We start from the raw sequence: 11,731 nt of genomic DNA, 5'->3' as shown, positions 1-11,731 counted from the left end.
CATTATTATTTAATTCAAGAATTGAATCAGCTGGCGTTATTTATCCACCAGTTGGTTCTGGCGCCAATATGTAATTGCACGGTTTTCTGCTCAGTATAATCTTCTACCGCGCTCTTGCCTAATTCACGCCCCAGACCGGATTGTTTAAATCCGCCAAACGGTAATTCCGGCGTACCGTCAAGGAAGGTATTGACCCAGACCGTACCGGCATTAATTTTCCGCGCGGCTTCCAGGCATATATCAATATCCTTGCTCCACACGGCGGCGGAAAGTCCGTACAGCGTGTTATTGGCAATATTGATTGCCTCTTGATAATCGGCAAAGGTCAGAATGGCTAATACAGGACCAAATACTTCCTCCTGTGCAATCTGCATCTCTGCCTTCACGCCACCGACCACGGTGGGGGCCATAAACAGTCCCTGCCCGCCCGTTACCCGCTCACCGCCGAGCAGAATTTCAGCGCCGTCTTCACGGGCCGAGCGGATAGCGTCTTCAATCACCGCCATCTGGTTATCATTGATAATGGAACCGACCCTGACCTCGGGATGCAGCGGATCGCCGACCTTCACCCGGCGGGCTTTTTCCACCACCGCGCGGGTAAACTTCTCAGCAATATCCTGATGTACCAGCACGCGACTGCCGCTGTTGCAGCATTCACCGGCGTTGAAATAGACGCCAAACACCACCGCATCAACCGCCGCGTCAAAATCGCAGTCCGGGAAGATGATTTGCGGATTTTTGCCCCCCAGTTCCAGCGAGACTTTCTTCAGCTTGCGCCCGGCTTCCGCCGCGATATGCCTGCCTACCCGGGTGGAACCGGTAAACGACACCATGTCGACATCGTCGTGATCCACCAGCGGGCTGCCCACGTTAGTGCCCAGGCCGGTGACAATGTTGACGACGCCCGCAGGCACGCCCGCATCGGTGAGAATCTCGCCCAGCATCAGCGTGGTTCCGCTGGTGAACTCACTCGGTTTAATCACTACGGTACAGCCCGCCGCCAGCGCAAACGGCAGCTTCTGGCTCAGTATCCAGATAGGGAAATTCCACGGCGTGATCATCGATACCACACCCACCGGCTGGCGCAGCACCAGGCCCAGCATCTGGTCGCCCAGCGTGTTGTAGCTTTCACCGTGCAGCGTGCGGGCCAGCGAGGCGGCATAGCGCCATAAATCCACGCAGCCGGACACTTCGCCGCGCGCCTGCGCCAGCGGTTTACCGGTCTCAAGACATTCGATAATCGCCATCTCTTCACTGCGCTGCGCAATGCCGTCGGCAATCTTCAGCAGCAGCTCCGCGCGCTCTTTCGCGGTAAACGCCGTCCATGTTCCTTCATCAAACGCCCGGCGCGCCGCAGAAATGGCCAGCAGGGCGTCCTCCGCGCTGCCGTCAGCATAGGTTCCGGCGATGATGCCGTGCGCAGGCCCGATGCGGTCGATACGCTTGCCGCCAACTGAGTCACGAAACTCTCCGTTAATCAGCATAGTGCCGTGATAAGGCCGGTAACCGTTCAGGACTGACTGATCTGCGGTTAAAAAAGTGGTCATCTTATTCTCCCAGGTATTCTGCTTTACGCCGCTCAGAAAAACTCGCCAGTCCTTCTTTCGCATCACGTGTGGTTGCTGCCAGCGCACCGGCAATGGACTCCAGCGCCATCGCCGTATCCGTTCCTGCGCCAGCATCGATAATTTGCCGGGTCAGCTGAACGGAAACCGGTGCCTGCTCGCTGATCTTCTCCGCCAGGGCAATAGCCGTTGCCAGCACGTTGCCCGGCTCGCTGATTTCCTGTACCAGGCCCGTCTCATACGCGCGGTCGGCGTTGATGCGGATGCCGGTCAGTGCCATATATTTCACCTGCCCTGGGCCGATAAGCTGCACCAGACGCTGGGTGCCTGACCATCCCGGACAGGTAGCAATCCCCGCTTCCGGCAGGGCGAAAGTGGCCGCCGGATCGGTGACGCGAATATCGCAGGTTGCCAGCAGTTCGAGCCCGCCGCCAAAAGCGTGGCCATTGATTGCCGCAATGACCGGTATTCTGAGCGTGGCCCAGCGGTCGAAAACACGATGGCCTTTACGCACCCAGTTGCGCCACATATCCAACGCTTCCAGCGATGACCAGACTTTGATATCCGCACCCACGCAGAAAGCGCGTTCCCCGCCTGCGGTCAGCACCACGGCACGCAGCACAGGATGCTCTTCAATCTCATCCGCAATCCGCGCCAGTTCGCTCAGCATAAAAGGCGTCAGCGCGTTGAGCTTTTCAGGGCGATTCAGCGTAACAATGGCAATCGTGCCGCGCGTCTCCAGCGTGACGCTGCCCATATTTTCAGCCATGGGTCACCTCCGGTAGTTCCAGTCCCATTACCGCGTCGTAAAACATACGAGGATCCATAATCTTCAGGTTCTGAGCTACCCGCAGCGGGAAGTCGGCCTGCTCGAGCACGTCCCGGGTCAAATCCATGCCTGGCGCGATTTCCGTAACCATCAGCCCGTCTTTAGTCAGTTGCATCACGCAGCGCTCGGTGACATAGATAACGTCCTGTCCGCGTTCCAGCGCCATCCGGCCGCTGAACGTCACATGATCGACATCGTTAACCAGCTTGCGCATTTTGCCTTCCTGATCGATGACCAGTTCCCCACCCTCAATCCGCTGCCTGGCGCCGGCTTTAAAGAATCCGGAGAACACCAGTTTTTTCGCATGGGTGGTAATGTCGACAAAGCCGCCGCAGCCGGCGGTCAGGTAAGGTTTGCCAGGGAGTTTCGACACGTTCACGTTGCCGAAGCGGTCGATCTGCAGGAATGACAGCATTGCCAGATCGAAACCGCCGCCCTGGAAATAGGTGAACTGGGTGGATGCCGGGACGATCGCGTCAGCGTTGGCCGCACAGCCAAAGGCGAAGCCTAGCAGCGGCATGCCGCCCACCGCACCCTGCTCAATCACCCAGGTCACCTCGCCGTTCATTCCTTCTTCCAGCAGAATACGCGGAACGTTGGCGGAAATACCAAAGCCGAGGTTAACGGTCATGCCTTTTTTCAGCTGCATGGCGGCGCGGCGGGCAATCAGTTTTTCCGTTCCCCACTCCGGCACTTCAAAGCTGCTTTCCGGGTGGAATATTTCGCCACTGATCGCCGGATCGTAGGCAATCATGGTGGTCTGCATCTGGTCCGGAGCCACCACAATATGGTCCACCAGGTTGCAGGGCACATGGACATGGTGCGGTTTCAGCGTGCCGGCTTTGGTCAGGCGCTTGACCTGCGCAATCACCGTGCCGCCGTTGTTTCTCACCGCCAGCGCCTGTTCCACCACGCCAAGCACACCACCTTCATGTTCAAAGGACAGGTTGCCACGCTCGTCAGCGGTGGTGGCGCGAATAATTGCCACATCCGGCACCAGCGGATGGAAGTGCAGCCAGGTTTGACCGGAAAAATCAACTTTGCTGACCAGCGGTTCCGCGGCGGCAAGTTCGTTCATCGCGCAGCCCTGACGATCCGGGTCAACGAAGGTATCCAGACCCACTTTGGTCAGAACGCCGGGACGTTTTGCCGCCGCGTCCTTATGCAGATCGAACAGCACGCCGCTGGGTACGTTGTAACCGGCGATTTCGTTGTCGATAATCATTCGCCAGATTTCCGGCATCGGTAAGGATGACGGGCCGCTGGGCAGCGAACCTGCGATCACTTTTTTCAGCAGTCCGGCCTGGGCAAGATGCTCAATCCCCGGAATGCCGTACATATCCCCCGCGGCAATCGGGTGGATCATGGTAAGGTTGACCGGTTTCCCTTCATTTTTGTAGCGCTTGCCCAGCGCAGCCAGCACCGCATCCGGGCAGTTCAGGCCGCTGGCCGAACTGACGGTGACCGAAGCATTATCGCCGACCAGCGCAGCGGCTTCGTCAGCAGTGAGTAGTTTTTTCATCGCGTTCACTTATTGTTTGATTAAAATCGGTAAAACATACATTTCCCTTCACGAATCCGCGCTATTCCTACTCATCCCCTTCTTCAACCAGAACCAATCTTTGTTGAGATAAAACAAAATTAATGATGTAAAACATGAACATAATTAACCACCTCTTGCTCTGACTGGTTTATGCATGATGCGGAGCCACTTCAAATCCTGTGCTCATTTCGGCATAAAAAAACCAAACAAATCTAAAATTGGATCGTTCCAATTTCTTTTGGAACGTTCCAAAACACTATAGATGGCATCATAAAGAGTCAATCCGCCATAACAGATAAGATCCAAAATATGATCTTCGTCGCAAACTTCTTGTAAGCGCGTTCACTTGCAGGGCATTAATTGGGGATACCGCAGGGGGAAAGGTGGATTTTGACCAGTACCGCGATTACTCTTAGGGAAATTTTTTCTTGAGGTTACAGAGTGAGACTTCCTACGGGTGACGGTAAAGTGACAATCATGGATATAGCTCGCGCTGCTGGCGTGTCCAAATCTACTGTCTCACTTGTGCTGAACAACAGCGAACTGGTGAAGCCGGAAACGGCGGCAAAGGTAAAACTGGCGGCTGAAAGCATCGGTTACGTCTATAACCGCAGCGCGGCCAGCCTGCGACAGGGAACCAGCAACGTTGTGGCGATGGTGGTGAACGATCTTACCAACTCCTTCTTTGTTGAGCTGCTGATCGGTGCCGAACGCCGCCTGCTGGAATCGGGATTTATCACCCTGCTCTCCCATACCGGGGAAGATATTCCGCTTCAGGAACAGGTTCTTAACTCGATGCGTGAGCAAAAGGCTGCAGGACTAATCCTCTGCCCGGCGCTCAGCACACCGCCGGGACTCACCCGAACGCTGAAAAGCTGGAAACTGCCGTTTGTCACCGTGATGCGCCCGTTAGAAGGTGAAGACTCCGATTTTATCGGCTGTGATAACTACGAAGGCATCAAGCTAGCCACGCAGCATCTGATTGACCTCGGTCATCAAAAAATTGCCTTTATCGGCCGCAATCGTATTAACTCCGTCAGCGTTGTTCGCCAGGATGGCTACGAGCACTGTCTGCTGAACAACGGGTTTAGCATCAATCCGTCGTGGATCGTAGAGAGTAAAATCAGCATGGCAGGCGGCAAAGAAGCGATGAAGCAGCTATTGCAGCTTAGCGATCGCCCGACGGCGGTGGTCTGCTATAACGATCTGATTGCCACCGGTGTACTCAGTGAAATCGGGGAACAGGGCCTGATTGCCGGCAAGGATATTGCCGTGGTCGGCAGCGATGGTGTGGCGAATACCGCCTTTACCAATCCACCGCTGACCACCGTTGCCCTGCAAAGCCACAAAGTTGGCGAACTGGCCAGCCAGATACTCCTTAACCGGCTGAAAGATCCCGCCGCTCCCTTTACGCACACTTTGCTGAAGCCCGAGCTGATTATCCGCAAATCCTGCGGCGCTGGCGGCTGAAGCCAAAACCCTCTGCTGTCCGGCGATCGGGCTTCAGGCTTCAGGCTTCAGGCTTCAGGCTTCAGGCTTCAGGTAGTTTTTAACAGAGCACAAACGAAGTCGGCTTATTTTGTCCGCCTGTCACCGCCATCATTTTCATGCCGCTGCCTGCTTCGCTTCTCATTACTCAGCCCGTTGTCATCGGTTTCATCCGCCGACCACTGTAATAGCGCCGCTAAATAGCCGTAGCGTGCCTCCGGGCTGAACCCCTGCCAGATACGGCCACTGTCGGCTGCGGACAGCCTGAAGTAGTCGCGGAAATAGTGCGCGCTGTTTCTCAACATACTCATTTTCTATCCCCCACGTTTCGCTATCGACCTGAACAAAGCGGATCGTCCCGCATCCGGAGCGTTCACGATCCGTGATCCGGCTCACTTCCGGCTTGTTGCAATTTTGTTGGAATCACCGCCATAATTACGAACGAAGATAATAAAACTTTCATTCGAAGACTAACACACCTGAAGCGGAGCTGTCACGATGAGCAATTTCACCTCGAACACCCTACCCGAAGACCACAAGGCTCTTATCCGGCTGATGAAAAAGCAGCTACGCCAGCAGATTGGTGACGTGGAAGGGCTTTTTGCCCAGGTTAAACACAAGATTACGACTGAAATCTCACGCGCCAGGGCAGAAGAGGCCGAGAACGGCACGGCCTGGCCGGTGATTAACTGGGCGGATATCGCCGAAAAACGCGTCACTGCGGAACAAATCGCAGCGATCAAGCGGCGTGGCTGCGTGGTGGTGAAGCAAACCTTCCCACGGGATAAAACTCTGGCGTGGGATACCTCCATGCTCGACTACCTCGACCGCAACGATTTCGATGCGCAGTACCGCGGACCGGGCGATACGTTCTTTGGCAGCCTTGAGGCATCACGACCGGAGATTTACCCGATTTACTGGTCCACCGCGCAGATGGAAGCGCGGCAAAGTGAGGCGATGGCTGAAACGCAGTCGTTCCTTAATCGCCTGTGGAAATTCGAATCGGAAGGAGTGAAGTGGTTTAACCCGGACGTCAGCATCATCTATCCAGACCGAATTCGCCGCCGCCTGCCGGGAACCACCTCGAAAGGGCTGGGCGCACATACCGACTCCGGCGCGCTGGAGCGCTGGCTGCTGCCCGCCTATCAGCAGGTTTTCAGCAAAATATTCAACAATCAGTTTGACGCGTACGACCCGTGGGATGCGGCGCATCGTACCGAGGTTCATGAATATGATGTTGATAATACTACCAAATGTTCCGCCTTCCGCACCTTCCAGGGTTGGACCGCGCTGTCGGATATGCAGCAGGGCCAGGGGCTGCTGCACGTGGTACCGGTGCCGGAAGCGATGGCCTATGTCCTGTTGCGGCCGCTGCTGGACGACGTGCCGGAGGATGAACTGTGCGGCGTGGCACCGGGCAAAGTTCTGCCGGTTTCACCGCAGTGGCATCCTGATTTGATTGAGGGGCTGAGTTCGATACCGTCACTGCAGGCGGGCGATTCGGTCTGGTGGCACTGCGATGTGATCCACTCGGTGGCCCCGGTAACCGAACAGCAGGGCTGGGGCAACGTGATGTATATCCCCGCCGCACCGCTCTGTGAGAAGAATCTGGCCTACGCACACAACGTGGCGCAGGCGCTGGACCAAGGCACTTCACCGGACGATTTCCCGCGAGAAGACTACGAACGCGACTGGCAGCAGCGCTTTACCACTGCCGATTTGAATACTATCGGCAAGCGTAGCCTCGGGTTGGATTAAGAACCAAAACGGCTGGTCTGGAGGTTTGGGCCAGCCGCACGCAGGACACCTGGTGCAGACGTGGTATGCCATCAAGAATATCTGTTAGACTGGGGCGAATTAATCCAGCCTTATCAAGGCCTGAATGAACAGCAGACACGAACAGATCATCCAGTTGGTGAACGAAAGAGGCAGCATCAGCGTCAGCGAACTGGCGCAGCTGACCGGCGTTTCCGAAGTCACTATCCGCCAGGATCTCAACGCGCTGGAACGCGATAATTTCCTGAAGCGCGTTCATGGCTCCGCCGTGGCGCCCGACAGCGATGACGTCAATTCCCGCATGCAGACCCGCTACAAAATCAAGCAGGGGCTGGCCGAATTTGCCGCCTCGCAGATCGGCGACGGCGAAGCGATCTTTATTGAAGGCGGTAGCACCAATGCCCTGCTGGCCCGCGCACTCGCCTCACGCAGCGATCTGACGATTATCACCGTCAGCCACTTTATCGCCCACCTGCTGCGCGACTCGCAGTGCGAAGTGGTGATCCTCGGCGGCCAGTATCAGAAAAGCAGCGAGTCCGTTGTCGGACCGTTAACCCGCTACTGCATCCAGCAGCTTAACTTCCACAAGGCCTTTATCGGCGTGGACGGCTGGCACGCGGACACCGGCTTTACCGGCCGCAATATGATGCGCTGCGACGTGGTGAATGCGGTGATGGCCAGAGGCACCTGGACCATCGCGCTGACGGACTCGTCCAAGTTCGGCAGCGTCCACCCCTATCCCATCTCGATCGAACACACTTTCAGTCAGATCATTACCGATGACGGCCTGGCGCCTGAGATCCGTAACACGCTGATTAAGCAAAAATATCAGCTGGATATTGTTGCACAGCGCCGCTAGCGTCGAAGTGGATGACGTCCTTTACTCAGACGTAAAGGACACACCGCTGGGCGGGCATGGCGACATCAAATAAGGAATCAGCAGTATGGCCGTAAACTCTACGGGGAGTGACAGGTGGTATCTGGGCAGCGTGCTCTGGTACGGCGGCCTGAACAATAAGACCGGCAAAGAGAACCAGTTCGGTTTTCTGCAATCAGAAAGCGGAGCCGAGCTGTTTTTTCACAAAAGTGACCTCGTCGGCAGCCAGCTTCCCGAGGAAAACTCGCCGGTATTGTTTCGCGAAGGCGTCGGTAAACACGCTAAACCCAGCGCGTATAAGGTCCATCTACTGGAGACGGCCGAAACCGCCGATCGGCTGGTCGACTATTTTAGCGCTTTTGGCCCGGAAAAAATTTATTTCGACGGCTGGGCACAGCGCGAAAAAGTCATTACCTGCTTTACTCGGGCCTGGGGAAAAAACGTCGTCAGCAGGCTGGCTTCCAGCGGCATCGCGCCCTACCATCTGCTCGCGCTGTTCCAGCAGCGGCAGCACTCTGCCGAACTGTTTGAGGCTATTGCCGCCGACAAAGATTTTAACGATCTGATCGCGCTACAGATTTCCCCGACCGTCCTGCCGCGCGCATTTATTGATGCGCATATCGACCAGTTTGCCGCGTGGGTGAAGAAATGGACCGAGGATCATCCTACCCCTTCCGTCGTTCAGGCCGCGTTGATAAGAAAGCTTCTCGGAAATATTTCGCTCAGCGCCACGCTCTATCTGGCGTTTTTCAACTGCCTGCCGGGTAAAACGATCCTGGAACATCGCGGCAGTGATATTGAAGAGTTTATCCTGCGGAGCTTCGGCCAGAATAAAATGGCGGTAGAGCAGTATGTTCGTGAAGCTTATCCACGCGCCTTTGCGTCAAAAGCGGACTATTACCGGCATCCGGTATTCAGGGACTTTATCACCCCCTGCCTGCTGAAGCAGAAGATGTTCCGCAAGGATTTCAGCTTCGTCAGCGATATCGAGGCCAGCCCCACGCTCTCCGCTATCCCGGAATTTTTTATTCTCGCTAAACTGCTGCCGCTGATTGGCCGCAACGACGATACGGTGATCCAGAGCGTGATCCTGCATGAAATCTGGCAGGCCCTGCTGTCGGGTCAGTTTACCGCTGGCCATCCCGCCATTTTCAGGTTGTTCCCGCAGTGTGCATCCTTGCAGAAACGTTTCCGGCACATCAGGCTGTCCTGCGAAGCCTTCCACTGGCGGGCAAAACAGGCCGACGGTTCAACGGAAAACCGCTTCCTCTGCCGCTCGAAAGTCTGCGATGAACCACGCGTCCTGCCCGATCTCAGTAAAGCGTTTGTGGATTTCTCGATCTATGACTGGCTGGCCCACTACGGCATGCAGTACCTTGTCGCGGGCGAGCCGTCGAAACGTGATTTCCCAATCAGGCTGGCCGGTTACTTCAACCGCATCAGGGAGCTGTTTGCGCGCCTCTGCTGCCGCAGCTGCGGTCTGCTGATGGTCCCCAATATGAAATACTCCCGCGTTGAGGCCACGGTGTGGGACCCGGAAAGCAAAGGATTTGTCCGCAGACCCTTCCAGGCGGCCTATCGTCTGACGGTATTTAAGTGCGCCAGCCACGGCTGCGAGCAATTCAATATCAGCCACTACATCAACCACTGCATTGGCTATAAATGCAGCGAGATTATTGACGCCCGCGATCTGACCGAGAAATGCGACGAAGGCCGCTATATCTGTACCTCCTGTGGCTCCTGCTGCACGCATCACCAGGAAAAATATGGCAACGTCAATAACGGCGAATCGGAAGAAGTGAAGTACGAGCGCATCTATAGCGGTTCACCGTACTACATCCCGTAAAGCGTAGGGATTGACGGCATTTATATCGATACTGCTGTTAAGTCCTACGCATCCCCTTTCACCAGTTCCACAAATCGTTCCACCAGCGGATTCTGGCGGGCAGAAGACCAGGCCACCGCCGTGGTGACCACTTCAATGCGCTCTTCCAGCGGCAGCGTCACCACGCTGGTGAGCGACAGATGTTTCAGCGAGGAAGGAACCAGCGCAATACCCTGCCCGCAGCCGACGAACGCGATCTGTAAGGCAACGGAGCGAACCTCATGGAGGATGCGCGGCGAAAAGCCCTCACTGCGGCAGGCGGTGATAATGCTGTCAAAATACCCGGGGTTGAGGTAGCGATAGAACATCACCCACTCTTCGTTCATCAGCGAGCGCAGGCTGATTCGGTTCTGCCCGGCCAGCCGGTGATCGTGCGGTAGCGTCACCACCAGCTCCGCGCTGGAGATCGGCAGCGATTCAATCCCTTCCCCCTGCTCGCCGGTCAGACGGGCGAATGCCAGGTCAATTTCACCGTTCTGCAGCGCCGGAATTGCCTCAGCGCTGTCGATCTCCTTTATGGAAATCACGATATCCGGGTTCAGCGCCTTCATCCGGCGAATGTAGCCGGGCAGCACGTCCAGCATTGCGGCGCTGATGGCGCCAATCGTCAGCACCCCGCTGTGCCCCGCCACGGCTTCGTTAATTGCCACCTCAAGCCGCTCCACCTGCTCCGCAAATTTCTTCACCGCCGGAAGGATCGCTAAACCGACCGGTGTGAGCTGCACGTTTCTTTTCGAACGGTCGAACAGCTGAACTTTCAGCGACTGTTCCAGCACCTGAATTTGCTGGGTCAGGGGAGGCTGCGTCATACCCAGTTTCTTTGCCGCACGGCCAAAGTGTTTTTCTTCTGCCACGGCAAGGAACAGCCACATATGGCGGATGATGCGAAAGTTAATCATTTTTTCTCGATAGGCTGTGGATATCAGAACCCTGCCATGATGCGGTTTTGTATATCGAACTTTAACGCCGGTGGGGTGAGATATTCAACATCCTGGTAGGGAGTTTTATGAAGGATTTCTGTGAGATGAGTCATTATCAGGGCGTGACGTAGGATGTCGGCAAACTTGATGACTGAATTGGCTGGCTGAGTTAACTGCGGATTCCTGTACGACGTGATGACTGCGATTTTAGTGAATGCTTAGTCTGGTCGGGGGACCGAACGGGCGGGTCCTCGCGCCGCTTTGCGGTGCCCTCACTTCGCTTGTCAGCCGGTCGGACCGCCACAGACGCGCGTCCTGCGCGGCTGTGACTTTCTGCCACGTCCGTGTGGCCGAATCCTGGCTTCCTCGCTACGTTCGGCGCTGTGGATTGCCCGTTCGGTCCCCCGGCCAGTCTGCTTATTACTTATGCGTTGCCTGTTTGAAAAAAGGCCACTGGCACTGGCACTTAAAATTAACGAACACGCGACCTTTAAAACAGCGATGGTAATGGTATAAGGGGCCCGGCCTCGGCGGCTGCAGGATAATCCGCAGCGCTGAGGTGAAGGCATTGGGCCAGGAGAGCGCAGCATGGATGCTGCGCTCAGGCCGGGCTTGAACAGCTACCGTCTTGAATATCAACCTGCCGCGCCGATATTTTCATCAAAATTGCACTGATGCCTGAGTACCGCATAGCACTGATGAACCAGTTTGCGCATTACTGCACCCAGCGCTGACATCTTGCACTTGCCATTCGCCAGCATGCGTTCGTACATAACCTTCAGTGGACGATTGTGCTTCATCGCCACAAGGGCACAGATAAAAAGCTTCGCCCTCAGGCGTGGAGGGCC

General features: G+C 56.0%; 9 protein-coding genes and 1 pseudogene. 4 read left to right on the top strand and 6 right to left on the bottom strand.

Annotation, left to right across the window (positions count from 1 at the left end):
• Positions 1-26: 26 nt before the first annotated feature.
• The 3 genes from EC836_RS11645 to EC836_RS11635 are packed head-to-tail and all read right to left on the bottom strand — an operon-like array spanning position 27 to position 3,916.
• Positions 27-1,547: an aldehyde dehydrogenase family protein gene (locus EC836_RS11645; protein ID WP_123333217.1), complete on the bottom strand. Its 1,521-nt coding sequence runs from the start codon at positions 1,545-1,547 to the stop codon at positions 27-29.
• 1 nt (position 1,548) lies between these two features.
• Positions 1,549-2,334, bottom strand: a complete 786-nt coding sequence (locus EC836_RS11640; RefSeq protein ID WP_123333215.1) for an enoyl-CoA hydratase/isomerase family protein — start codon at positions 2,332-2,334, stop codon at positions 1,549-1,551.
• Entirely contained in the window at positions 2,327-3,916 is a 1,590-nt protein-coding gene (locus EC836_RS11635; protein ID WP_123333920.1) for an acyl CoA:acetate/3-ketoacid CoA transferase, read from the bottom strand. Before EC836_RS11635 ends, EC836_RS11640 begins: the two co-directional genes overlap by 8 nt.
• A 498-nt stretch (positions 3,917-4,414) precedes the next feature.
• On the opposite strand from EC836_RS11635, the gene EC836_RS11630 reads away from it, so the two are divergent.
• Positions 4,415-5,407, top strand: a complete 993-nt coding sequence (locus tag EC836_RS11630) for a LacI family DNA-binding transcriptional regulator (protein WP_123333213.1) — start codon at positions 4,415-4,417, stop codon at positions 5,405-5,407.
• Positions 5,408-5,511: 104 nt separating this feature from the next.
• Here EC836_RS11630 and EC836_RS11625 read toward each other — a convergent pair whose 3' ends face one another.
• A complete protein-coding gene (locus EC836_RS11625) occupies positions 5,512-5,736 on the bottom strand; it encodes a hypothetical protein (protein WP_123333211.1) in 225 nt (74 codons plus the stop codon).
• 187 nt (positions 5,737-5,923) lie between these two features.
• On the opposite strand from EC836_RS11625, the gene EC836_RS11620 reads away from it, so the two are divergent.
• The 3 genes from EC836_RS11620 to EC836_RS11610 all read left to right on the top strand — a co-directional run bounded on the left by EC836_RS11620 (position 5,924) and on the right by EC836_RS11610 (position 9,924).
• A complete protein-coding gene (locus tag EC836_RS11620) occupies positions 5,924-7,183 on the top strand; it encodes a DUF1479 domain-containing protein (RefSeq protein WP_123333209.1) in 1,260 nt (419 codons plus the stop codon).
• Positions 7,184-7,307: 124 nt separating this feature from the next.
• On the top strand, positions 7,308-8,060 hold the full coding sequence (locus tag EC836_RS11615; RefSeq protein ID WP_123333207.1) for a DNA-binding transcriptional regulator YciT: 753 nt from the start codon (positions 7,308-7,310) through the stop codon (positions 8,058-8,060).
• An 85-nt stretch (positions 8,061-8,145) separates the two neighbouring features.
• Entirely contained in the window at positions 8,146-9,924 is a 1,779-nt protein-coding gene (locus EC836_RS11610; protein WP_123333203.1) for a cold-shock protein, read from the top strand.
• A gap of 44 nt (positions 9,925-9,968) precedes the next feature.
• On the opposite strand, the gene EC836_RS11605 is transcribed toward EC836_RS11610, so the two are convergent.
• The gene (locus EC836_RS11605; protein ID WP_123333201.1) at positions 9,969-10,862 is read right to left on the bottom strand and encodes a LysR family transcriptional regulator; all 894 of its coding nucleotides are present in this window, start codon (positions 10,860-10,862) and stop codon (positions 9,969-9,971) included.
• A 656-nt stretch (positions 10,863-11,518) separates the two neighbouring features.
• Positions 11,519-11,731, bottom strand: a pseudogene (locus tag EC836_RS24970) (IS110 family transposase); the annotation flags it as partial.

The sequence above is a fragment of the Erwinia sp. JUb26 genome (genome assembly GCF_003751505.1).
GTDB lineage: Bacteria > Pseudomonadota > Gammaproteobacteria > Enterobacterales > Enterobacteriaceae > Erwinia.
This window is presented reverse-complemented; position numbering and strand designations above follow the sequence as displayed.

Coding starts and splice junctions, on each gene's coding strand:
- EC836_RS11645 (WP_123333217.1), bottom strand. CDS start 1,547: ATGACCACTTTTTTAACCGCAGATCAGTCAGTCCTGAACGGTTACCGG.
- EC836_RS11620 (WP_123333209.1), top strand. CDS start 5,924: ATGAGCAATTTCACCTCGAACACCCTACCCGAAGACCACAAGGCTCTT.
- EC836_RS11640 (WP_123333215.1), bottom strand. CDS start 2,334: ATGGCTGAAAATATGGGCAGCGTCACGCTGGAGACGCGCGGCACGATT.
- EC836_RS11635 (WP_123333920.1), bottom strand. CDS start 3,916: ATGAAAAAACTACTCACTGCTGACGAAGCCGCTGCGCTGGTCGGCGAT.
- EC836_RS11625 (WP_123333211.1), bottom strand. CDS start 5,736: ATGAGTATGTTGAGAAACAGCGCGCACTATTTCCGCGACTACTTCAGG.
- EC836_RS11605 (WP_123333201.1), bottom strand. CDS start 10,862: ATGATTAACTTTCGCATCATCCGCCATATGTGGCTGTTCCTTGCCGTG.
- EC836_RS11610 (WP_123333203.1), top strand. CDS start 8,146: ATGGCCGTAAACTCTACGGGGAGTGACAGGTGGTATCTGGGCAGCGTG.
- EC836_RS11615 (WP_123333207.1), top strand. CDS start 7,308: ATGAACAGCAGACACGAACAGATCATCCAGTTGGTGAACGAAAGAGGC.
- EC836_RS11630 (WP_123333213.1), top strand. CDS start 4,415: ATGGATATAGCTCGCGCTGCTGGCGTGTCCAAATCTACTGTCTCACTT.